Origin of the sequence: Geobacillus sp. GHH01, assembly GCF_000336445.1 — a bacterium.
In the GTDB taxonomy this organism is placed as follows: domain Bacteria; phylum Bacillota; class Bacilli; order Bacillales; family Anoxybacillaceae; genus Geobacillus; species Geobacillus zalihae.
Map to the genome: position 1 here is coordinate 200,924 of NC_020210.1, position 21,621 is coordinate 222,544.

General features: G+C 53.3%; 21 protein-coding genes and 1 riboswitch. Of the genes, 14 read left to right on the forward strand and 7 right to left on the reverse strand.

Features of this window, described 5'->3' with window-relative positions; genetic code table 11:
• The first annotated feature begins 154 nt into the window (after nucleotides 1-154).
• Nucleotides 155-763: a DedA family protein gene (locus tag GHH_RS01100; RefSeq protein WP_015373763.1), complete on the forward strand. Its 609-nt coding sequence runs from the start codon at nucleotides 155-157 to the stop codon at nucleotides 761-763.
• 69 nt (nucleotides 764-832) lie between these two features.
• Here the strand turns inward: GHH_RS01100 and GHH_RS01105 are convergent, their stop codons facing one another.
• The 4 genes from GHH_RS01105 to GHH_RS01120 all read right to left on the reverse strand — a co-directional run bounded on the left by GHH_RS01105 (nucleotide 833) and on the right by GHH_RS01120 (nucleotide 4,618).
• The gene (locus tag GHH_RS01105; RefSeq protein ID WP_015373764.1) at nucleotides 833-1,822 is read right to left on the reverse strand and encodes an iron ABC transporter permease; all 990 of its coding nucleotides are present in this window, start codon (nucleotides 1,820-1,822) and stop codon (nucleotides 833-835) included.
• Nucleotides 1,819-2,826, reverse strand: coding sequence for an iron ABC transporter permease (locus GHH_RS01110; protein ID WP_015373765.1), 1,008 nt, complete (start codon nucleotides 2,824-2,826; stop codon nucleotides 1,819-1,821). Before GHH_RS01110 ends, GHH_RS01105 begins: the two co-directional genes overlap by 4 nt.
• A 67-nt stretch (nucleotides 2,827-2,893) precedes the next feature.
• A complete protein-coding gene (locus GHH_RS01115; protein ID WP_015373766.1) occupies nucleotides 2,894-3,820 on the reverse strand; it encodes an iron-hydroxamate ABC transporter substrate-binding protein in 927 nt (308 codons plus the stop codon).
• Between the two features lie 6 nt (nucleotides 3,821-3,826).
• On the reverse strand, nucleotides 3,827-4,618 hold the full coding sequence (locus GHH_RS01120; RefSeq protein WP_015373767.1) for an ABC transporter ATP-binding protein: 792 nt from the start codon (nucleotides 4,616-4,618) through the stop codon (nucleotides 3,827-3,829).
• A gap of 138 nt (nucleotides 4,619-4,756) precedes the next feature.
• Here GHH_RS01120 and GHH_RS17790 point away from each other — a divergent pair, with 138 nt between their 5' ends.
• The 5 genes from GHH_RS17790 (at nucleotide 4,757) to GHH_RS19350 (ending at nucleotide 8,888) form a co-directional block, all read left to right on the forward strand.
• Nucleotides 4,757-5,059 (forward strand): hypothetical protein, encoded by a 303-nt coding sequence (locus GHH_RS17790; RefSeq protein ID WP_015373768.1) that lies wholly within the window; start codon nucleotides 4,757-4,759, stop codon nucleotides 5,057-5,059.
• 75 nt (nucleotides 5,060-5,134) lie between these two features.
• Complete coding sequence (locus GHH_RS01125) at nucleotides 5,135-7,198, forward strand: sigma-54-dependent Fis family transcriptional regulator (protein ID WP_015373769.1); 2,064 nt, start codon at nucleotides 5,135-5,137, stop codon at nucleotides 7,196-7,198.
• Nucleotides 7,170-8,324, forward strand: coding sequence for an acyl-CoA dehydrogenase family protein (locus GHH_RS01130; protein ID WP_015373770.1), 1,155 nt, complete (start codon nucleotides 7,170-7,172; stop codon nucleotides 8,322-8,324). The genes GHH_RS01125 and GHH_RS01130 overlap by 29 nt, the downstream gene beginning before the upstream one ends.
• A 53-nt stretch (nucleotides 8,325-8,377) precedes the next feature.
• Nucleotides 8,378-8,695, forward strand: coding sequence for an iron-containing alcohol dehydrogenase (locus tag GHH_RS19345; RefSeq protein ID WP_015373771.1), 318 nt, complete (start codon nucleotides 8,378-8,380; stop codon nucleotides 8,693-8,695).
• 31 nt (nucleotides 8,696-8,726) lie between these two features.
• Nucleotides 8,727-8,888: a hypothetical protein gene (locus GHH_RS19350; RefSeq protein WP_227412650.1), complete on the forward strand. Its 162-nt coding sequence runs from the start codon at nucleotides 8,727-8,729 to the stop codon at nucleotides 8,886-8,888.
• Nucleotides 8,889-8,947: 59 nt separating this feature from the next.
• Here the strand turns inward: GHH_RS19350 and GHH_RS01140 are convergent, their stop codons facing one another.
• Nucleotides 8,948-9,349 carry a DoxX family protein gene (locus GHH_RS01140; protein WP_015373772.1) on the reverse strand — a complete coding sequence of 134 codons (402 nt, stop codon included), beginning with the start codon at nucleotides 9,347-9,349 and terminating at the stop codon, nucleotides 8,948-8,950.
• A gap of 139 nt (nucleotides 9,350-9,488) precedes the next feature.
• Here GHH_RS01140 and GHH_RS01145 point away from each other — a divergent pair, with 139 nt between their 5' ends.
• Complete coding sequence (locus GHH_RS01145) at nucleotides 9,489-10,193, forward strand: DsbA family oxidoreductase (RefSeq protein ID WP_015373773.1); 705 nt, start codon at nucleotides 9,489-9,491, stop codon at nucleotides 10,191-10,193.
• A gap of 85 nt (nucleotides 10,194-10,278) precedes the next feature.
• On the opposite strand, the gene GHH_RS01150 is transcribed toward GHH_RS01145, so the two are convergent.
• Nucleotides 10,279-10,743 carry a DinB family protein gene (locus GHH_RS01150; RefSeq protein ID WP_015373774.1) on the reverse strand — a complete coding sequence of 155 codons (465 nt, stop codon included), beginning with the start codon at nucleotides 10,741-10,743 and terminating at the stop codon, nucleotides 10,279-10,281.
• Nucleotides 10,744-10,960: 217 nt separating this feature from the next.
• Here GHH_RS01150 and GHH_RS01155 point away from each other — a divergent pair, with 217 nt between their 5' ends.
• Nucleotides 10,961-11,644 (forward strand): N-acetylmuramoyl-L-alanine amidase, encoded by a 684-nt coding sequence (locus GHH_RS01155; RefSeq protein ID WP_015373775.1) that lies wholly within the window; start codon nucleotides 10,961-10,963, stop codon nucleotides 11,642-11,644.
• A 125-nt stretch (nucleotides 11,645-11,769) separates the two neighbouring features.
• Nucleotides 11,770-13,098 (forward strand): S8 family peptidase, encoded by a 1,329-nt coding sequence (locus GHH_RS01160; protein ID WP_015373776.1) that lies wholly within the window; start codon nucleotides 11,770-11,772, stop codon nucleotides 13,096-13,098.
• 17 nt (nucleotides 13,099-13,115) lie between these two features.
• Here the strand turns inward: GHH_RS01160 and GHH_RS01165 are convergent, their stop codons facing one another.
• Entirely contained in the window at nucleotides 13,116-15,071 is a 1,956-nt protein-coding gene (locus GHH_RS01165; protein ID WP_015373777.1) for an LTA synthase family protein, read from the reverse strand.
• A gap of 449 nt (nucleotides 15,072-15,520) precedes the next feature.
• On the opposite strand from GHH_RS01165, the gene GHH_RS01170 reads away from it, so the two are divergent.
• From GHH_RS01170 to GHH_RS01190, 5 genes are all read left to right on the forward strand, one after another.
• The gene (locus GHH_RS01170; protein ID WP_015373778.1) at nucleotides 15,521-16,858 is read left to right on the forward strand and encodes a TrkH family potassium uptake protein; all 1,338 of its coding nucleotides are present in this window, start codon (nucleotides 15,521-15,523) and stop codon (nucleotides 16,856-16,858) included.
• Nucleotides 16,859-17,008: 150 nt separating this feature from the next.
• Nucleotides 17,009-17,148, forward strand: a riboswitch (cyclic di-AMP (ydaO/yuaA leader).
• A gap of 100 nt (nucleotides 17,149-17,248) precedes the next feature.
• Nucleotides 17,249-19,084 (forward strand): APC family permease, encoded by a 1,836-nt coding sequence (locus GHH_RS01175; protein ID WP_015373779.1) that lies wholly within the window; start codon nucleotides 17,249-17,251, stop codon nucleotides 19,082-19,084.
• A 105-nt stretch (nucleotides 19,085-19,189) separates the two neighbouring features.
• The gene (ytaF, locus tag GHH_RS01180; protein ID WP_015373780.1) at nucleotides 19,190-19,828 is read left to right on the forward strand and encodes a sporulation membrane protein YtaF; all 639 of its coding nucleotides are present in this window, start codon (nucleotides 19,190-19,192) and stop codon (nucleotides 19,826-19,828) included.
• Between the two features lie 67 nt (nucleotides 19,829-19,895).
• Nucleotides 19,896-20,879 (forward strand): sporulation protein, encoded by a 984-nt coding sequence (locus GHH_RS01185; protein WP_015373781.1) that lies wholly within the window; start codon nucleotides 19,896-19,898, stop codon nucleotides 20,877-20,879.
• 148 nt (nucleotides 20,880-21,027) lie between these two features.
• Nucleotides 21,028-21,534, forward strand: a complete 507-nt coding sequence (locus GHH_RS01190) for a spore coat protein (RefSeq protein WP_015373782.1) — start codon at nucleotides 21,028-21,030, stop codon at nucleotides 21,532-21,534.
• The last annotated feature ends 87 nt before the right edge of the window (nucleotides 21,535-21,621 follow it).

The following is a 21,621-nucleotide window of genomic DNA, read 5'->3' on the forward strand; positions in this document are numbered from 1 at the left end:
GATGAAGCCGGTGATATCGAAGGGAGAGCGAAAGCAAGCTGCTTTTCTTTTTTGCAAAGGATCTTTTTTTGTACTACCATATCATATACATACATTATGAGGAAAGAGACATGCGTACATACAATGAGCCGTGCGGAAGGGAGAGAATGGCGCCATGCAGGCGTGGATCACTGATTTTATGGAGCAATTTGGCTATATCGGCATTTTTTTTATGATCGCGCTGGAAAATATCTTTCCGCCGATTCCGTCGGAAGTCATTTTGCCGTTTGGCGGGTTTATGACGACGTACACGTCTTTGACGGTGCCTGGCGTTATTGCGGCGGCGACCGCCGGTTCGGTTGCCGGGGCATTGGTGCTGTACGGCATCGGCCGGCTGTTGTCGGTTGAGCGGCTCGAGCGGATCGTTGACCGTTGGGGCGGATGGCTGCGGGTGAAGCCGGAAGACATCGCCAAGGCGAACCTGACGTTTCACCGCTATGGGGTGTGGGCCGTTTTTTTCGGGCGCATGGTTCCGCTTGTACGCAGCTTGATTTCCATCCCGGCGGGCATGGCGAAGATGAATATCGGACTGTTTGTCTGGCTGTCCGTGCTCGGCACATTGATTTGGAATACGGCGCTCGTTTCGATCGGCGCAGCGCTTGGCCAGTCGTGGGGGAAAGTGTCCGAGGTGATTGGAATGTATGCCGAGGTAGTGTATGTCATCATCGGCCTGATCATCACCGTTGCCGCTGTCCGCCTATGGAAAAGACGCCGGATGTCTTGATGCCGGCGCCTTTTTTGCGGCCTTGATTGTGAAAATGACCGCTGCCGCCGTTGATCGGAAGCGGATCGGTCAGCGTTTTAGCAACAAGTAAATGAAATATGGGGCGCCGATCAAGGAGACGATGACGCCGGCTGGAAGCGGCTCGGCGAGAACGTTGCGCCCGATCGTGTCAGCCGCAAGCAGCAGCCAGCCGCCAATGAGCATGGAGGCCGGAATGACCCGCTCATGGCGTGGGCCAACGATCAGCTTGGCGATATGCGGCGCCATTAAGCCGATAAAGGAGATGCCCCCGGTTACAGAGACGGCGGTGGAAGCAACGGCGACGGCCGCTGCCATCAGCATGAGCCGCTCGCGGCGGACGTGGATGCCGACCCCGATTGAGACAGGGTCGCCCAAATGCAATATATTAAGACTCTTAGCTCGATACAATGCCGTCAATGCGCCAGCCGCCAACCACGGCAGCACGGCCCAAATAAACGGCCAATCATCGCCCCAAATGTTTCCCGCGAGCCATTTGGCAATAAAATCGACCTTTGTCCGATCCGTCGAAGAAATGAGCACGATCATCAGCCCGGAGAGCGCCATCGACATGCCGACGCCGGTGAGCACAAATGACACAGGCTGGAGCCCTACTGTTCGATTGTAGGAAATGGCGTAAATGACGGCGGCCGTCAACAAGCCGCTTATGAACGCAACAAGCGGAATGGCGTACACAAAGGTGCCGGCGTCGATCGGGAAAAATAAAAAGAATAGGGCCACGCCCGCTCCAGCCCCAGCGTTGATTCCGAGCACGCCTGGGTCGGCCAAGTCATTGCGGGTAATGCCTTGCAAAATCGCACCCGACAAAGCAAGCGCCATCCCCGCTAGCAAGGTGATCACGATGCGCGGCAAGCGAAGCGAAAACAAGATGAACTCTTCTTGCATCGAACCGTTGCCGATCAGCGTCGGGATGATGCGGCCGTATGAGAGCGGCGCTTCGCCTGTGCCCAACGCCACTGCAACCGTGGCAAGAATGAGCAAAGCGAGCCATCCTAACACCGATGTCATGCGTGTTCTCATTCCCATCCCCTCCCTTTTCTCCGCACGACGAATAGGAAAAAGGGCAGGCCGATGACCGCAATGATGGCGGCTACCGGTGTTTCAAACGGCGCGTAAATCGTGCGCGCGGCCGTGTCAGCCATGACCATGGCGCTAGCGCCGATGGCGGCGGACAGAGGGATGACAAAGCGATAATCGGCCCCGGCGATCGCCCTCACGAGGTGGGGAATCATCAGGCCGATAAAGGTGATGTTGCCGGCAATGGCCACCGAGGCCCCCGTCAACAAAAACACCGCCAAAAACAGCGCTGTTTTCACGGCTGCTGTTTTTTGCCCGACACCGACGGCGACTTCTTCGCTTAAGCTAAGGATCGTCAGCGGTCGCGCATACAAAACGGCAATAGCGAGCCCGGTCGTGATGAGCGGGATGACGACCGACAATTGTTTCCATGAAGCTCCGGCCACCCCGCCTGACGTCCACATCGAGACGTCTTTGGAAATGTGGAAATACAGTCCGATTCCTTCGGCGATGGCGAATAAAAGCGTCGAAACCGCCGAGCCGGCCAAGACGATGCGAAGCGGTGAAAACCCTCCTTTGCGGGCGGCGCCGATGCCAAAGACGGCCCCTGCCCCGGCGGCCGCACCAAGCAAACAGGCGACCGTGATCAAAAGATAATGGGCGGAAGGGAAAAAGGCCATTGTCATGGCCAACGCTGCGTTTGCCCCGGCGGTGAGGCCAAGGAGACCGGGGTCGGCAAGCGGATTGCGCGTCATCCCCTGCATGATCGCTCCGGCGACGGCAAGGCCGGCGCCGACAAAGGCGGCCGCTGTTTCGCGCGGCAGACGGAGCTCGCGAATGAGATCAAGCTGTTTGCTTTGTTGATCGGAAAACAACGCCCGCCATACGTCGCTCCATGTCGTATCGGCGACGCCGACTCGCATCGAGCCAAACCAAACGGCGACAAGCAGGCCAAGCGACAGAAAAAACATATAGCGAAACGGCCAACGCCGGCGGTCTGCGTCCATTGGTGACTCCCCCTTTGACACAAAGAAGGACGGGACATTCACTGCCCATGAACGCCCCGTCTCGTCGTTATTGGCCTAAAAAATGCTTTTTAAAGAAATCGAGCTGGTAGTCTAACGTAATCGGGTCGTTGAAATAAAATGCCTTCGCATCGGCGACAAACATATGGCCGTTTTTGACAGCAGGGATGTTTTTGAACGTGTTCGTTTCCATAAACGATGTGTCGCCGTCGCCGTTTTTGCTTAAGATGAGATAATCGCCGACAAACTGCGGGAGCGCCTCAAGGGAAACGGCATAGTAGCCCGGTTTGAGCGCCTGTTCTTCTACAGCTTTTGGCATTTTCAGCTTCATTTCTTGATACAAAATCTCAGTGCCGCGCGCCCAGTTGTTGCCGAACACATACAGCTGCTTATCAAAGTTTTCGGCTACAGTGACGGTCGCGTTTTCGCCAATTTTGGCCCGGATTTCTTCCCCGGCTTGTTGCGCCCGTTGTTTGAAATCGTCGATCCACGCTTTCGCTTCTTTTTCTTTATTCAACAGTTTCCCGATTTCCAAAAACTGTGTCAAATAATCGACTTTGCCGTATGTAAAGGTGACGGTCGGCGCGATTTTGCTTAATTTGTGGACGTTTTTCGTATTGGATAATCCGATGATTAAGTCCGGTTTTAACGCCATAATTTTTTCAATGTCTTCATCGGTCACGACTTCGGCATCTTTCAGTTTTTCTTGAAAAAGCGGGCTCATTTTCGACCACGAATCCACGCCAACAACGGGGACGTCCAAGGCCAGCACATGTCCGGCAAACGTCGATAAGACGACGACGCGCTTCGGATTAGCCGGCACTTCTACCGGTCCGTTTTCCGATTGGTATGTAATCGTTTCCGTCTTTTTTTCTTTTGGTGAAGCGCTGTTGTTCTTTTGATCGTCCGCCGCGTTGCCGCATGCGCTTAGCACAAGCGCGAACATCAGCAACAATGCAAGCCATGTTTTCCTCATGATGAATTAAGCCTCCCTGAGCAATTGATAAGTGAAGCAAATTGGTTTGTTCGTCCGCGGGTCGCGGCCGATGTCGGCGTCGATGCCGAACACGTCGCGGAGCACTTCGCGGCAGATAACGTCTTCGCTCCGCCCGGACTTGATGATGGCTCCTGCTTTCATAGCGATGATATAGTCGGCAAAGCGGGCCGCCTGGTTGATGTCATGAAGCACCATGACGATCGTCCGCCCTTCTTCTTGGTTCAGCCGCTCAAGCAGCTCGAGCACCTCAAGCTGATGGGCGATGTCCAAATACGTCGTCGGTTCATCCAAAAAGATGATGTCGGTCTCTTGGGCGAGCGCCATGGCGATCCAGACGCGCTGCCGCTGCCCGCCCGAGAGCGCATCGACCGGCCGGTGCTTTAAGTCGGCCGTTTTGGTGACGTCAAGCGCCCAGTCAATCGCTTCATAATCCCGCTTTGTCAGCCGTCCGAATCCTTTTTGATACGGAAAGCGGCCGTACGAGACGAGCTCAGCGACCGTTAATCCGCTTGTCGCTTCCGGCGTCTGCGGCAAAATGGCCATTTTTTTCGCCAGCTCTTTCGTCGGTTGCTGGGAAATGGCTTGGCCGTCTAAAATGACCGCGCCCGATTGTGGGGAAATGATGCGCGTCAACGTCTTGAGCAGCGTCGACTTGCCGCACCCGTTCGGCCCGATAATGGCGGTGATTTGCCGATCGGGAATGCGGACGGACAATCGTTCAAAAATCGTCCGGTCGTCATAGCGGACGGTGAGCTCCTCGGCATACAAGCGAACCATGCGGCCACCTCCTTTTGGACTAAGAAAATGAAAATCACTATCATTAACAATCTTTATTATAACGAAATTCTTAAAAAAGACAATGAATTTTCTCATCGAAAAAACAAGTTTTATGATGGAAAAAAGAAGGAGAACAGGATGGACAAGGTATGCGGCCGCCACAGCCCCGCTGTTAAGAGAACCCCGGACTATATTTCGCAGGCCTATCGCTGCATTCCACGCTGCAACCTGACCGACATACGGCCGGTGCGGCCTCAGAAAGCCCGGCCCTTTGCCTCGCAGTTGTCTAGCGCCATGCTGTTGCGAAAACGCAACGATCCCGGCTGTCTGAATGGCAAAAACACAACACATTCTGCAGGTTTGTTGCGTTTTTGCAACAAGTCGTTGTTGTTTTGCAACGGAAGGTTTGATACGATGGAGAATGGAGATTCATTTTTCTGAATAATTAGACGCTTGATTTGTTGGCACGCAGTTTGCTTTTCCAAACAAAGTGAAGGCGAGACAGGGGGATGGGGGATGACGATAGAAGACATCATGTGGAAAACAACCGCTGCTGTTTGGGAAAGCGATTCCCTTGAGCAGGCGGCCCGCACGTTGGCCAAGCAAGGGCTGGCCGGGGCCATCGCATGCGACAGTGAAGGAGAAATGGTCGGGGTGGTGGCGGCCGAGGACGTGCTGTTTGGCCTCGTGCAGGGGCGCAAAACGGTTCGTGAGGTGATGCGGCCGCCGCAGCCACTTCCGGTCCATGCGCGCCTTGAGGAGGTCGCGTTTGGCGGCAGTCTGCTCCGCGCCGTTGTTGATGAGAGCGGCCGCCTGGCCGGTCTATTGACAAAAGAGCAGTATTTGGCGGCGCAGGCAAAGGCGTCCCGTCTTCGCTTAAAACAGCTGGAGGCTATGTTCAACGCCGCCCATAACGGCATTTTGTCGATCGATGCAAAAGGGCGCATTACCTCGATCAATCCGGCCGCGGAACGGATGGCGCGGACGACGAAGGAAGAAGCGCTCGGGCGGTTGTTGACCGATGTCGTCGTGCCGTCCGGCCTGCTCGATGTCGTGCGCACCGGCCAAGGGTGTACGGAAAAGTACCGCGTCGGCAAGCGCGTCTATATTACGAACCGGTCGCCGATCGTCGACGATGGAAAAGTTGTGGGGGCGGTCGGAGTATTTCAAGACATTTCCGAGATTGAATTCATCTCGAGCGAGCTTGAGACGGTGAAGCGCATTGCCAATGAGCTGCAGACGGTGATGGATGCAGCAACCGACGGCATCGCCATCGCGGATCGCAATGGGGCGATCACCCGGCAAAATCAAAAATGGGCCGCGCTGTTCCCGGATGCGGGACAAGGGCGCATCCCCGCTCCGCTCGACCAAGTTGTGCGCCAGGCGCTTGACCGCTGCCAGCCGTGCTCCATGCTTCATCAAGGCGCGGAAACCGGCAATACGTTGATCGTCTCCGCCGTGCCGATCATCGAGGAAGGCGGCCGGGGCGAGCGGGTTGTCGTGTACGTCAAAGACATGACCGAGATGGAGCAGCTTCGCGCCGAACTTGAGGAGACAAAACGGCTCCTTCATACGTTAAGCCGGCAGGAAGGCGCTGACCTTATTTACCGGGCGCCGGCGATGGCGCATGTGATCGCCATTGCCCGCCAGGCGGCGGCCGTGGATGTCACCGTGCTTTTAACCGGAGAGTCGGGCGTCGGAAAGGAAGAGTTAGCGAACTTCATCTGGAAGCAGAGCGCGCGCAGCGGCCGTCCGTTTGTGAAGGTAAACTGCGGGGCGATTCCGGAGACGCTGATGGAGTCCGAGCTGTTCGGCTATGAGCCCGGGGCGTTCACCGGTGCGGCGAAAAAAGGAAAAAAGGGTTACTTTGAACAGGCGGATGGCGGGACGATTTTTCTCGATGAAATTAGCGAAATCCCGCTCCACCTGCAAGTAAAACTCCTTCGTGTGCTTCAGTCGATGGAAATTATGCGCTTGGGGGCTGAGGCGCCCAAACGGATCGATGTCCGCATCATCGCCGCAACGAACAAACCGCTTGAAGAGCTGGTCGCCGCCGGGCGGTTCAGAGCTGATTTGTTTTACCGGCTGAACGTCATGCCGATCGCCATTCCGCCGCTGCGCGACCGGAAGGAAGACATCCCGCTGTTGGTCGACCATTATCGAAAGCGGTTTGCTAAAAAGTATCAAAAACAGCTCGTGTTCACCGACAGGGCGCTTGCGATGATGATGGACTACCATTGGCCTGGCAACGTCCGCGAGCTCGTCAACGCCATTGAGCGCATGTTTGTAACGTCTGCCGCGCCCGTCGTCGACGAAGATCACGTGGCCAAATGGCTTCATCTTGAGCCGCCGACGGCTGCCGATCCGGTGTCAGTCAGCGAGGTCGTTCCGCTCAAACAAGCGGTGGCGGACGTCGAGCGCCAGCTCATCATCAAAGCGCTTCATCATGCGCGCACGTATCGGCGGGCGGCGAAGTTGTTGGGTGTCGATGCGTCGACCCTTGTGCGCAAGGCGCAAAAATATGGAATCGAATCACGGGGAGGGGAAGAAGATGGATTTTACGTTGCCAGCCGAGATTGAATTTTTAAAAGAAAACGTCCGTAAATTTGTGAAAGAAGTCGTGGAACCGGTGGCCATGGACATTGAAGAAAACGACCACATTCCAGAAGATATTATTGAAAAATCGAAAGCCATGGGGCTGTTCGGCTTAAGCATCCCGGAAGAATACGGCGGCCTTGGCTTGTCGATGGTCGGCAAATGCGCCATTTATGAAGAACTCGGGAAAACGCATAACGGCTATACGACATTAATCGGCGCCCATACCGGCATCGGTACGGTCGGCATCGTCGAGCTCGGCACCGAGGAACAAAAGCGGCGCTACTTGCCAAAAATGGCGACAGGCGAATGGATCGGCGCCTTTGCCTTAACCGAGCCGAGCGCCGGCTCGAACGCCGCCGCGATTAAAACGACCGCCGTCCGCAAAGGCGACCGCTACATCATTAACGGCTCGAAGCATTACATTACGAATGCTGTCGACGCCCACGTGTTTACGGTGATGGCGGTCACCGATCCGTCAAAAGGCCCGAAAGGCATTACCTCGTTTATTGTGGAAAAAGATTTCCCCGGCTTTATCGTCGGTAATGTCGAGCGGAAAATGGGACTGCGCGGATCGCATTCAGCCGAGCTGTTTTTTGACAACTTGGAAGTGCCGGTCGAAAACGTGCTCGGAAAAGAAGGCGAGGGATATGTCAACGCTCTCAAAATCCTCGCCAACGGCCGCGCGGGTCTCGCCGCCCGCAACCTCGGTTCGTGCATCCGCCTCTTGGAATACTGCATGGAATACGCCGAACAGCGTGAGCAGTTCGGCAAGCCGATCATCGAGCAGCAAGCGATCCAGCATATGTTGGCGGAAATGAGCATGTTGATCGAAGTGCTGCGCTCGACCGTTTACCGCGTCGCCTGGATGGTCGACCAAAAGATGCGAGTCGTCAAAGAAGCGGCCATTGCCAAACTGTTCGGCTCGGAAGTGTACAACAAAATCGCCGATCTCGCCGTGCAAATCCACGGCGGCCTCGGCTACATGAAAGACTACCCGATCGAACGCTACTTTCGTGATGCCCGCATCACGAAAATTTACGAAGGCACCTCGGAAATCCAGCGCAACATCATCGCGAGCGAATTGCGGAGAGAATACGGACGACGTTAGCGAACTTTTGGCTGCGCACCGCCATTTACACCGGATCGGGCGCCCGCGCGCTCGTGCCGGATTTGTTCCGCGGGCTAGGGGCGAAACGGGTGCTGTTGCTTTCTGACCGTGGGCTTGAGCAAGCTGGGGTTGTCGAAAAAGTAGCGAGCCTCTTTGACTTGACGACACATGGAGTGGGACCAGAGCTTGCAGGCATCTTTTTGGATGTTCGCCAAGATGCGGAAAGTGAATGCGTCAATGAAGCGGTGCGCTATGCGCGTGAGATGGGAGCGGACGCCTTGTTGGCGGTCGGCGGCGGCAGCGTGCTCGATACGGCGAAAGGGGTGAAATACGCCCTTTTCAAAGGGTTGCGCGACATTAAAGTCCATTGAACGAATCCGCCAGCTGCGCGACGACATTGGCTTGCCAAGGGATTTTGCTGACTACCCGATCACGGCGGAGCAATTTGCCGCCACCATCCCGGCGGTTGCCTCCGATCCGGCTGCAGTCAGCTTCCCGATGCCGCCTGAATGGATTCGGGCGATCGGCGAGCGCGTTGTCAAGCTGACAGTGGAAAAAGGATAAGGCAAGTAGAAACAGGTGTCCCGTTCGGTATGCGGGACACCTGTTTTCGTGCCGGCTGTTCAGCCGCGCGGCCGTCCGATGACCGCATCTAACGACCAAAGCCGGCTGCCGTTCAGCCACAAATATACGGACATCGCAAGCAAGGCGAGGTTGAATTCATAGCCCGTTTCCCGGCCGTTGCCAAGCAAACCGGCGTCGGCTTTCGCCGTGGCGATAGCTCCAGCCATGATGATGGCAAACGCCGCCGCAATCGGCCGTGTGCCAAGGCCAAGCATCATCGCCCAGCCGCCGGCAAGCTCCACCATCGTCACGATGTAGGCGAGCCAGCCGGGAAGCCCCATCGCCGCAAACGAATCGGCCGCCGCCTCAAGCCCCCGCTGCCATTTCACCCAGCCATGGGCGAAAAAGATGAACCCGGTGACAATCCGCAACAGAAAGGCGCCTAGTTCGTGAGAATGCATCGGTTTTTGTCCTCCTTGTCCCAACAGCATGGTAGTACAATGTATGCGGGTGGATCCGCCCCCATGCCTTTCGTTCGCCATTTGACTAGCGATGGGCTACAATGGAGGGGAAGCGCGTCAAAAGTAGAGGAGGATGGCCATGAAAATTGAAGTATGGTCCGATTTTGTCTGCCCGTTTTGCTATATCGGCAAACGCCGATTGGAACAGGCGCTTGAGCCATTTCCGCACCGGGAAGACGTTGAAATCGTATTCCGCAGCTTTGAACTCGATCCAAACGCACCAAACGAGACCCCGTTGACGATTCATGAAATCATCGCCAACAAATACGGCATTTCGCTTGAAGAAGCGAAGCGGGCGAACGCCGATATCGGCCGGCAGGCGGAGGCGGTCGGTTTGACGTTCCGCTTTGACACGATGAAGCCGACGAATACGTTTGACGCCCACCGGTTGGCTCAATATGCGAATGAAAAAGGAAAGCTTCAAGATGTCGTCGAGCGGTTGTTTTACGCCTATTTTACGGAGTCGAAGCGAATCAGCGACCGCAATGTGCTGCTTGCGATCGCCGAAGCAGCCGGGCTTGACCGGACGGAAGCGGAAGAAGTGTTGGCCAGCGGCCGCTACACACAAGAGGTGCGCCGCGATGAGGAAGAAGCGGCGGCGTTGGGCGTCCGCGGCGTGCCGTTTTTCGTTCTGAACCGGAAGTATGCGATTTCCGGCGCCCAGCCGGTTGAGGTGTTCCGGCGGGCGCTGGAGAAGGTATGGGAGGAAGAACAATCGCGGCCGCTGCAGCCGCTGTCGACTGATCAAGGCGGGACGTGCACCGACGAAGGGTGCTCTATTTAAGAAAATAAATCAAAAGGAAAAGCCGGTTAGGGATGCCTAGCCGGCTTTTTTGCGAAGCCCCATAATGAAACAATGGGAGAGAAGATTAACCGCGTTTCACAAACAGCGGCAAGTCCGTATGCCCCATGCCGCGGACGTAGACGAACAGCTGGCCTTTATGATGAATTTCGTGATCCATTGCCATTTGCAACAACTGTTTGGTTGGAATTTGAATGCCGAAAATCGATGTTAAATCGAGCGTTCGGTCGAAGTCGTCATCGCGCATCGATTCGATGAGCTGCTTCGTTTTTTCCGTATACGACTCCGCCAGCTTGGCCAAATTCGTCTCCGATTCCTCGATTTTTTGCCGGAACAGCGATGGATCGCCGTGTTTCGCCGTGTTGGCGAAATTGTAGAAGCTGAACAGCATATGTGTCGCCAGCTGCTTTGCTGTCATCGAGGTCGGCGTCGGTTTGTAATCATAATGCGCCTCGTCGATTTTGTGGATCAATTCCATCGTGACATGGCGGTGGGAAAGGAAATATTGCACCCATTGTTGTGCGCGGGACATGCGTATTCCTCCTTTGGAATTCATTTCCTCGTCCTATTATACCACAAATAGAGGAAATGTTGGCGGCTAGTGTTTCTCCTTGTTTTGGTCCTTTGCCTGTCACCTTTTCCTTTCAAATGCTTATTCTATTAATAAAATAAGAAAAAATGTGGAGTGGATGTCCCTATATTGTCTTCGTGAAAAACGCCGGACATGTAAGGAAGGGGAGAAAACGACGATGCCGAAAATTTTTATTGACCCCGGTCATGGTGGAAGAGATACCGGCGCGATCGGCAACGGGTTGTTGGAGAAAGACATTACGTTGTTTATCGCTCTTGAAATCAACCGTCTGCTGCAAAATGAGTATGAAGGAGTGTTGGTGCAGCTGAGTCGGACAAAAGATGAAACGGTGCCGCTTGAGGAGCGGACGGATCGGGCCAATCAATGGGGGGCGGATTTATACGTGGCGATTCACGTGAATGCCGGTGGCGGCACGGGGTATGAAGATTATATTTATGATCGGCTCGATGACGATTCGGCAACAGCCCGCATCCGTGATGCCATTCACGAAGAAGTCGTCAAAGCTACAGGATTTCGCGACCGCGGGAAAAAGAAAGCAAACTTCCATGTGCTGCGCGAAACAGCGATGCCGGCGGTGCTCACGGAGAACGGATTTATTGATCGAAAAGAGGATGCAGAAAAATTGAATGACACCCAGTTTTTGCGAACAGTCGCCCGTGGGCACGTAAACGGAATTGCACGGGCATTGGATCTGACAAAAAAATCAAACCTCTCTTTAACTCGTGTGACGGTGGATGGAACGCAAGTCGGGGCATTTGCGGAGAAGGAAAATGTGTTGCGCCAAGTGGAGCGTTATTTAGGAAAAGCAAAATACATTGTGTTGGAGCGGATTGGAATGTAAATAAGAAAGGCTTGCCTAGTTTTCGCTGGGCGAGCTTTTTGTTTGTTTGTCTTGGTGAGCTCGCCGCTTCTTTCGCGATCTTTCCCTCATATGAGTATAGCGAAACACGCAAGGAGGGGAAGAATGTGTTCACCTATTCGATCGTGCAGCTCGCTCGCCGCCATGCAGCGCGGCTTGACCGTCCGCTTCGTCATGCGCTTGTGAATATGTATAAGCCGATGACACGAATGCCGTGCATTTTTCACCGCTGGATGGAGCAGTGGTTGCGAAAATGGAGGACCGTTTCTGTTTTGATCGAGGTTGAAGGCACAGAGGGCATTGAGGCGCTGGCCAAAGCGGAGCGGGATCATTTCCGCATGAAACTGCATCACCATTTCCGCCATGTCCCGCTATGGAGCGCACGGGTGACTCCGGCAGCGATTGAGCAGCTGCTCGAGCATCCGAAAGTGAAAAAAGTGTACCTCAATCGGCAGGTCAAGGCGCTGTTAAACAATGCAGTCCCATCGGCCAATGCTAAACATGTGGCTGTCAACGGAACGGAGTTAAGCGGAAAAGGAGTGACGATCGCCATTGTCGACACAGGCATTTACCCGCACCCGGACTTGGAGGGGAGGATTGCCGCCTTTGTCGATTTTGTCAATGGGCGCACAACCCCGTATGATGACAACGGCCACGGTACGCATTGCGCCGGCGATGCGGCGGGAAATGGGCGCATGTCGGACGGGCTGTATGCCGGACCGGCGTATGAGGCAAGCCTCATTGGTATCAAGGTGCTCGACCGTTCGGGAAGCGGGACGCTCGAGACGATCATACGCGGCATTGAGTGGTGCATTGATTACAATAAGAAAAACTCGGCCAAGCGAATCCATATTATTTCCTTATCGCTTGGAGGGGAGCCGCAGCCGTTTCCGATAGAAAATGATGATCCGCTCGTGCAAGTCGCGGAGCGGGCGTGGGAGCAGGGCATTGTCGTCTGTGCGGCGGCAGGGAATGAAGGGCCGAATTATGGGACGATTTCAAGCCCGGGCATTAGCGACCGCATCATTACCGTCGGTGCTCTTGACGATCATGATACGGCGGCAACGCGCGCCGACGATGAGGTGGCGTCGTTTTCGAGCCGAGGGCCGACCGAGTATGGGGTGACAAAACCGGATCTCGTCGTTCCCGGGGTCAACATTATATCGCTTCGCGCCCCGCGTTCATTTCTTGACAAGATGAATAAGCAAAGCCGGGTCGGTGACCATTATATGTCGATGTCCGGTACATCGATGGCGACGCCGATTTGCGCCGGCATTGTCGCGTTGATGCTTCAGGCCAAACCAAATGCAACGCCGGATGAAATCAAGCAGGCGTTAAAAGACGGCGCCGATTTGTGGAAAGGGCGCGACCCGAACGTATATGGGGCGGGTTACGTGAATGCGAAGCGGGCCATTGAGCAACTGCTGCAGCGCTAGAAAAAAGAGGGAGGCGATCATTGATCGCTTCCCTCTTCACGGTTATTGTAATCATATTTTGACGGATCGACCGGCTTGAAGCCTTTCGGTGTATAGAACCGGAGCAAATCGCCGTAGACGACTTTATCCGATAGGTCAAGCTTCGTACGGACGATTTGTTCGAGCCGCTGAATTTCCGGCGTGCTTTCAAGAGGTTCGCCTGTTTTCGTGTCATAGTACTTGCCGTTGACCGCTGTCACCTTCGGCGTGACAAAGTCGCCGTTGCGGAACGGAACGATTTCTTGATGTTCAGGTGACAGCAAATCCGTTCCAAAATGGACGTAATTTTTTGTATCAATGCCCAGCAGGTGCAAGACCGTCGGCAACAAATCGATTTGGCCGCCAAACTCGTGCATGACGCCGCCTTTTATGCCCGGCACGTGGATGAACAGCGGCACCCGCTGCAATTGCGCATGTTCATACGGCGTAATTTCTTTTCCTAAAATTTGCGCCATGGCTTTGTTATGGTTTTCCGAAATGCCGTAATGGTCGCCGTACAAAATGATGACCGAGCGGTCGTACAGACCCGATTTTTTCAAGTAGTCAAAGAACTCTTTCACTGCTTCGTCCAAATAGCGTGCCGTTTGGAAATACTGGTCGACCGAGCCGTCGCCTGTCGTCGCCGGCGGGATCGTCGCATCTTCCTCGCTGATCGGGTACGGGAAGTGGTTCGACAGCGTAATAAATTTCACATAGAACGGTTCTTTTAATGTTTCTAACAGCGGGATCGACTCCCGGAAAAACGGTTTGTCTTTCAGGCCGTAGTTCAACACGTCCTCATCGTTCATATCGTAGTAGCTGGCGTCAAAGAAATGGTCAAAGCCGAACGACTTGTAAATTTCATCGCGGTTCCAGAACGTTTTGTAGTTGCCGTGGAAGACGGCGCTTGTATAGCCGTATTGGTGCAAAATGGCCGGAGCCGCCTGATACGTGTTTTGTCCTTTCGTCGTAAAGACAGCGCCTTGCGGCAAGCCAAACAGCGAGTTTTCGAGCATAAACTCCGCATCCGACGTTTTCCCTTGTCCTGTTTGATGGAAGAAGTTATCGAAATAGAACGTGTTCGGATCGCGGGTGAGCGAGTTTAAGAACGGGGTGACTTCTTCACCGTTCAACTTATAGTTAATCACAAAGTTTTGCAGCGACTCTAAATGAATGTAAATGACGTTTTTCCCTTTCGCCACGCCGAAATATTTCGGGTTCGGTTTGGCATACGTCGCCTGCACATAGTTCAGCACAGTCGTGATGTCGCTTTTGTTTGCGAACGCCCGCTGCGTCGATGATTTCATGCTTTGGAACGCATCGTAAATCAAATAGTTGTACACGCCTAAATATTTGACGATATAGTTGCGGTCAAACGTTCTTGTCAAGAGCTGCGGGCGGTCGGTCTCAGCGAGCGCCAAGTTGATGCTGAACATAAGAATGGACGAAGCGAAAATGGCGCCTTTTTTGAATCGGCCGGCCTGCACTTCCGGGAGCGAGAATCGCTTCGAGAAAACGATCACCGCCAAAATGATCGTATCCAAGAAATAGAACACGTCATACCAGCGGAGCAACTCCCAAATGCTTCTGCCGAGATCGCCGAAGTTTTTCGTTTGCGTCAACGTCGGGAATGTAATAAAATCGCTGAAAAAACGATAATAAACGATATTGGCGTATAGAATGAACGATAAGATGAAATTAATAATAATGAGCCATTTGTACACACGCGTTTCCTTGGCCAACAGCGCCAACCCAAGGAAGAATACCGCCGAGCTGATCGGGTTGATGAACAATAAAAACTCCTGCATGGAGTTGCTGATGCCAAGGTTAAATTCCGCTAAATAGGCGGCGTACGTCTTCAACCAAAATAAGAGCACGGCAAAAATAAAAAAGCCGATGTATTGGTTAGGGAGAGAACGACATTTTTTCAACCATTTTTCCCAAATTGCCTTCACGTCCTCTTCTCCTCCTTTGCCTCGTATTCTTAACGATGTTTCTATGTTTATATCAACAACCGTTGCCCACAGCAACAAACGTTTTATTCTTACATGATTTTACATCGGAACGTCTCCATGTCAAGTAGCATAATACGTCTGCTGCCAAAAGTCAATGGAATGTTTTTTAAGGATTGACGGATGCCCCCTTCCTTGCTGCCCCGTTTCCCTGTATGGCGATGGACTGCCACTCATATAGACGAATGGAAATCGAAAAGGTTTCAACCGCTCTTTTGAAAACATCCCGATGCACGTGGCCATGCCCTTTACCCATTTTATTACACAAATAAGTCGTTATGATAAAAATTGTTGGCTGTACCGGAATCGGCTTGTTTTTGGTATATTTTTTCTATGCATCATCCACAACTATAAAGAGGCGATTATGTGAGCGAGGGGGAAGGGATGGGGCTTTGAATGCGAACCGTAAATTTTTCGATCCGCCGAAAGTATTAGTGTCCGGCTTTGCCTTGATTATTTTGGTTGGAGCTTTCTTGTTGATGCTGCCGACGGCGACCGTTGACGGAAAAGGACTTCCGTTTTTAGACGCCTTGTTTACAGCGACTTCCGCGACGTGCGTAACCGGACTTGTCGTCGTCGACACCGGGACGACGTTCACGTTGTTCGGCCAGCTGGTCATTTTAGCGCTGATCCAAGTGGGCGGGCTTGGATTTATGACATTTGCTACGTTGTTTGCCTTTTTGCTCGGCAAGCGGATTTCCTTGAAAGAGCGGTTGTTGCTGCAAGAGGCGCTCAATCAGCTGAGCATCGAAGGGATTGTTCGGCTCGTGAAACGCATTCTCGTTTTTACCGTCGTCATTGAGGGCATCGGCGGATTGCTGTTGGCGATTCGTTTCTCGTTCGATATGCCGTTTTGGAAAGCCGTGTACTTTGGGTTCTTTCATGCGATTTCCAACTTTAACAACGCCGGCTTTGACTTGATGGGCGAGTTTCGCAGTTTGACCGGCTATGTGGACGATCCGGTCGTGAGCCTTGTTGTGCCGATTTTGATTATTTTAGGCGGAATCGGCTTTATTGTCATGAATGAAGTGTACGAGTATAGGCAGACGCGCCGCCTTTCCCTTCATACGAAGGTCGTCGCCATTACGACGGCATGGCTGCTAGTAGTCAGCATGGCGCTGATATTGCTGCTGGAGTGGAACAATCCGAAGACGATGGGGCCGCTGTCGCTCTCAGGCAAGTTTCTGTCCGCGTTTTACCAGGCGGTCACTCCGAGAACGGCGGGCTCGAATACGCTTAACATCCCGGATTTGACGCAGCCGACGCTGTTTTTGATCGTGTTTCTCATGTTTGTCGGCGCTTCCCCGGGTTCGACGGGCGGAGGAATCAAAACAACGACCTTTACGACGTTGCTCGGCGCGGTTTGGTCGCAAATCCGCGGGAAAGAGGATGTCATTTTATTTCGGAAACGGATCGTGTACGATACGGTGTACAAGTCGCTGACCGTGACAATGAGCGGGCTGTTTATCGTCATGTTTGTGACGATGGTGCTGACGATCACCGAGCGCGGAAAAGACTTTCTCATGATTTTATTCGAAGCGACGTCGGCGTTTGGAACCGTCGGGCTGTCGATGGGACTGACTCCGGAGTTGTCTCCGCTCGGAAAGGTGATCATTGCCTTGACGATGTTTGCCGGCCGCGTCGGCCCGTTGACGATCGCGTACGCGGTCACGCTGCGCCGTCAGCCCGATCCGTTCCGCTATCCGAAAGGGAAAATGATGATTGGATGAGTGAAAAACAGAAAAATGTCGGGAGCGTGAGCGAAGGGGAAATAATAAAGAAAAAATAAGCCCAAAAGCCTAAAAACTCGCTGTTTTCCTCCTTTTTCAAGGTTGGCGGAGGGACAAGAAAAGGGGTAACATATGGAAGCAACAATCACTTGATTCGATGCGCTGAATCCGGCATGGAGCGGGGGACCCAATCGTTGCAACGCTCGTTGCTAGGGGTGAATCCGAAAGGACGGGCATCTCTCCAAGCCCGAACCCGACAGCTAACCTCGCAAGCGCTTTGGGGAGGGACGAGTATGGCTTTAGAACATTTGTAGCCGTTGAGTGCGTCCTCAGCGGTTTTTTCTTTTGAATCGATGAGTCAACTCTTATGCTTTTGGGAGGAACGGAAGCATGGCTTCGTTAAAACGTTTGTTGATTGGGAAACCGATGGAAACGAAACGGTTGAAGCATGAAAAATTACCCAAATGGAAGGCATTGGCCGTTTTTTCTTCCGATGCCCTGTCATCGGTGGCTTACGCGACGGAAGAAATTCTGCTTGTGCTTGCTTTATTAGGGACAAGCGTCTTTTTCTATTCGCTGCCGATCGCGGTGGCGATTTTAGTACTGCTGTTGTTAGTAACGTTGTCGTATCGGCAAATCATTTATGCGTTTCCATCTGGCGGCGGAGCGTATGTCGTTGCCCGCGACCACTTGGGGACGAAAATTAGTTTAGTGGCCGGGGCGGCGCTCATGATCGATTATATTTTGACGGTCGCTGTCAGCATCAGTTCCGGCGTCGCCGCGCTGACATCGGCGTTTCCGGGGTTGCTGCCGTGGAAAGTGGAGCTCGCTGTCGCCCTTGTCTTGTTTTTGATGGTGCTCAATTTGCGTGGCATTACCGAATCCGCAACAGTTTTCGCCTACCCGACGTATGTGTTCATTGGCTTCGTTCTCGTGATGATCGCTGTCGGCGGGTGGCAGTTGTGGCATGAAGGATGGCATGGGTTTACGATGCATGAGCATGCTTCCTCAGCTCACATGTTTGCGTCCGGTTACAGTTTGTTTATTTTGCTGCGCGCCTTTTCGTCGGGATGTTCGGCGATGACCGGGGTCGAAGCCATCAGCAACGGCGTGCCGGCGTTCCGGCCGGACAGTTCAAAAAACGCTGCCATTACGATGGGATGGATGTCCGCATTGCTTGGCGTGATGTTTTTAGGCATCACCGTGTTGGCGGCGGGATTCGGCGTTACTCCGACCGAGCATCAAACGGTCATTTCGCAAATCGGGCGTCATGTATTTGGGAATGGTCTTGTGTTTTATTTGTTTCAGCTGGCGACGATGGTCATTTTAGTGCTCGCGGCGAATACGAGTTTTGCCGGATTTCCGCAGCTGACGTCGATTATGGCGAAGGACGGTTTTTTGCCGAGAAGCTTGGCGGCCCGGGGCGATCGCCTCGTGTTTTCCAATGGCATCATTTTATTGAGCGTGTTGGCGATCTTGTTGATCATTGTTTTTCATGCGGAGACTCATTCGCTCATCCCGCTTTATGCGGTTGGCGTCTTTCTTTCCTTCACCATCGGCCAGGGTGGGTTGATTAAAAAATTATGGAAACGGGAAGAAGGACGGAAGATCGGCGTGCTGCTCACCGTCGGAACGGGAGCGGTGGTCACCGGGATGGTCACGCTCGTCACGATGGTCGCTAAATTTACGCAAGGAGCGTGGATCGTTATCGTGGCGATTCCGCTGTTCGTCTGGATGTTCATCCGAATTCACGAGCATTACAAAAAACTTGGCGAGCAATTGCGGCTTGACGAACGGGAGTGGCAACAGCGCGAGAAACTGTTGAAACCAAAAGTCATTATTCCCATTTCCGGCGTCAGCAAAGTGGTCGCCCAATCCGTTCAGTACGCTCGCAGCATTTCCGACGACATTACGGCACTGTCGATTACTTTCGACGAAAAAGACGAACAAAAGCTGCGGCAAAAGTGGGAGAAGTTTTATCCGGACATTCCGTTGAAAGTCATCTATTCACCGTACCGAACCATTTTGTCGCCATTGTTAGAATACATCACGAAAGCGGAAAAAGAAGCAGACCGCGCGCCGGTGACGGTGCTCTTGCCGCAATTTATCGTGAAAAAATGGTGGCATACATTTTTGCATAACCAAACAGCCATCATCTTGCGCTTTTTCTTGATCATGAAAAAAGATGTTGTCATTGCGACGCTGCCGTATCATTTGCGGGAATAATGTCGAGAAAAGGGGAAACATTTCCCCGGAAATCGATGCGTGTCGAATGGCAAGAAAGTCCCCTCTCCGTACGGAATTGCATATCGTACGGCAGGGGGGATTCATATGTGGTTATGGGTGTCCATGATTTTGCTCGCTTTCAGCGTGAGCATGGACAGCTTGAGCGTAGGCATTACGTATGGAATGGGTGGTGTCCGTTTTTCCTGCTTTTCGTTGGCGCTTATTGCATGCATGTCTGGAATGATGGTGTTTGTGTCCATGAACATCGGCCGTCTGTTGGCGCTTTTTTTGCCGTTGCAAGTCGAGCGAGGGCTTGCTTCAGTCATTCTCATGGCGCTTGGCGGTTGGGCGATTTATAACGTCTATAAGCCAAAGGGAGATGGAAGCGATTCATCTATGGAATCTGATGGAGCAGGGGAGGCTAACCGATTCAGCGGCGCTGTTCAAGTATTGAAACGCCCCGAACTTGGCGATCTTGATCGTTCAGGCACGATCAGCCAAAAAGAAGCGGTGTTGATCGGGCTTGCCCTGTCGATGGATGCGTTTGGCGCCGGGATCAGTTCGTCGCTTTTGCATTTCCCGCCGCTTTCGTTTTCCCTGTTGGTTGGCGTATTTACTCTCATGTTCATCCGAGTCGGCTTATCGTTGGGGTACATGGTGTCGAAAACGGGAATCATGAAAAAGGCGACAATGCTGCCTGGGGTTGTGTTGATTGTCCTAGGGTTGATCAAATTATTTCGGTGACACCATTTTGGCGGCTCGTTCGTAATTCAAATGTGAAAATAGGTTGATGAAAAAGGAGAGAGGTCCGATGTGGAAAAAGTTTTTATCGAAATTCGGCATTGGCGCTGCCAAAGTGGATCTCGTGCTGCATCGCCCTCATGTGCGCCTTGGTGAAACGTTGGAAGGGGAATTTTTGCTGGAAGGTGGTTCGGTCGCCCAACACATTCGGAACCTAGATGTCGTATTGCAATTGGAGGTGCACGCGGAAGGAAAGGCATATCGCCGAACCGCAGCGGTGATCCCGGTCGCTTCTTCGTTTACGATTCAGCCCGGTGAGCGGAAAGTGCTCCCGTTTTCGTACGCACTGCCGCTCCATTTGCCGATCAGCCGCCCAACGGTCCGTTATACGTTCGTCACCCGGCTCGATATTGCCGATGGGGCGGATGCATATGACCAAGACGCCATTCACATTTTGCCGCCGACGGCCTTGGAGCAAGTGTTTTCCGCTTTGGCCGCCCTGGGATTCCGGGAGAAAGCGACATCCGGAAGCATTACGCCGCATGGCCAGGAATTTGCGTTCTTCCCGACGAGCGAATTTCAAGGGATCGTCCAAGAAGTCGAGTTTTTTGCCCTCGTCGAGGGAGAAGGGGTGCGTTTGTATCTGGAGATCGACGTCCGCCACGGCTTTGGCGGGGAACGCGAAATGAAACGGGAGCTGTTGATCACTCATGAACAGCTTCGCGATTCGGCGACGGCAGCCCGTCTGCTTCGAGAAGCCATTGAAGAGGCGGTGCGGGCGGCCGGGGCGTTCGGCCAGCTGAGCGGGCATCCATTGGCAACGCCGCATTCGCCAATCTATAGCCATCCAGTAGGCCATTATCCACCCGTCCATCATTCGCATCATGGCGGACATGGGTGGGCTGGCGCCATTGGAGGATTTGCGGCCGGGATGTTGGCGGGAATGGTGGCGGAAGAGTTGCTTGACGATGTGATCGATGATGTCGCTGACGGGTTGGACGTGGATGATTGGTTTGATGGCGGCGATGGATTTGACGGCGGGGATCTGTTGTGACAGTGACTGAGGAAGGCGTTTCGCTTTTCGCGGGACGCCTTTTTTTGCTGGTGCGGGAAGCTTGGACAATAGTGACCATTTCCTTTTGGCAGGCATATACAGTAAATGGAAATCAACCAATGAAAAACAAGGGGAGAACGTGATCCATATGCATGGACAGATGCACGGCCATCGCCATTTGGCTTGGCATGAAACGTTGGAGCTGCATGAACTGATCGCTTTTCAAGCAAATGGGCTCATAAAAATGAAAAAGGCGGTCGGCAAAATCGACTGTCCTGAATTAAAAGGATTGTACCTTGAGACGATTCAAGGGCTGGAAACGAATTTGCGCGAGCTGCTTGCCTTCATTCCGGCGGCACCGATGATGGAAGAAAGCCGCGACCATGATGATGGCGACCGCGCCTTGCACGCTGGCGACTTGCTTGGCTTTTCAAAAACGGCAGTGCGTAATTATGCTGCTGCCATTACCGAGGCGGCGACGCCGGTGCTGCGCAAAACGTTTGTCAAACATCTGCTTAAAGCCATTGACACGCACGAAAAAGCGTTCAACTATATGTATGAACGAAGTGATTATCCAGCGTACGATCTCGTCCAGCTCCTTCACAACGATGTTCGCAATGCGCAAAAGGCGTTGTCAATGGGATATGAACGATGATGATGGCGAGCCGCCCCCGCCTAACGGGGCGGCCTCTTTCCTTGCAGCGGGGAGGAGCGGATGGACCGACGGCGAATACATAAAAGC

What these genes read in the sequence shown, in the direction of transcription:
- GHH_RS01100 (WP_015373763.1), top strand. Translation starts at nt 155, where the DNA reads ATGCAGGCGTGGATCACTGATTTTATGGAGCAATTTGGCTATATCGGC.
- GHH_RS01105 (WP_015373764.1), bottom strand. Translation starts at nt 1,822, where the DNA reads ATGAGAACACGCATGACATCGGTGTTAGGATGGCTCGCTTTGCTCATT.
- GHH_RS01110 (WP_015373765.1), bottom strand. Translation starts at nt 2,826, where the DNA reads ATGGACGCAGACCGCCGGCGTTGGCCGTTTCGCTATATGTTTTTTCTG.
- GHH_RS01115 (WP_015373766.1), bottom strand. Translation starts at nt 3,820, where the DNA reads ATGAGGAAAACATGGCTTGCATTGTTGCTGATGTTCGCGCTTGTGCTA.
- GHH_RS01120 (WP_015373767.1), bottom strand. Translation starts at nt 4,618, where the DNA reads ATGGTTCGCTTGTATGCCGAGGAGCTCACCGTCCGCTATGACGACCGG.
- GHH_RS17790 (WP_015373768.1), top strand. Translation starts at nt 4,757, where the DNA reads ATGGACAAGGTATGCGGCCGCCACAGCCCCGCTGTTAAGAGAACCCCG.
- GHH_RS01125 (WP_015373769.1), top strand. Translation starts at nt 5,135, where the DNA reads ATGACGATAGAAGACATCATGTGGAAAACAACCGCTGCTGTTTGGGAA.
- GHH_RS01130 (WP_015373770.1), top strand. Translation starts at nt 7,170, where the DNA reads ATGGATTTTACGTTGCCAGCCGAGATTGAATTTTTAAAAGAAAACGTC.
- GHH_RS01140 (WP_015373772.1), bottom strand. Translation starts at nt 9,349, where the DNA reads ATGCATTCTCACGAACTAGGCGCCTTTCTGTTGCGGATTGTCACCGGG.
- GHH_RS01145 (WP_015373773.1), top strand. Translation starts at nt 9,489, where the DNA reads ATGAAAATTGAAGTATGGTCCGATTTTGTCTGCCCGTTTTGCTATATC.
- GHH_RS01150 (WP_015373774.1), bottom strand. Translation starts at nt 10,743, where the DNA reads ATGTCCCGCGCACAACAATGGGTGCAATATTTCCTTTCCCACCGCCAT.
- GHH_RS01155 (WP_015373775.1), top strand. Translation starts at nt 10,961, where the DNA reads ATGCCGAAAATTTTTATTGACCCCGGTCATGGTGGAAGAGATACCGGC.
- GHH_RS01175 (WP_015373779.1), top strand. Translation starts at nt 17,249, where the DNA reads ATGGCTTCGTTAAAACGTTTGTTGATTGGGAAACCGATGGAAACGAAA.
- ytaF (WP_015373780.1), top strand. Translation starts at nt 19,190, where the DNA reads ATGTGGTTATGGGTGTCCATGATTTTGCTCGCTTTCAGCGTGAGCATG.
- GHH_RS01185 (WP_015373781.1), top strand. Translation starts at nt 19,896, where the DNA reads ATGTGGAAAAAGTTTTTATCGAAATTCGGCATTGGCGCTGCCAAAGTG.
- GHH_RS01190 (WP_015373782.1), top strand. Translation starts at nt 21,028, where the DNA reads ATGCATGGACAGATGCACGGCCATCGCCATTTGGCTTGGCATGAAACG.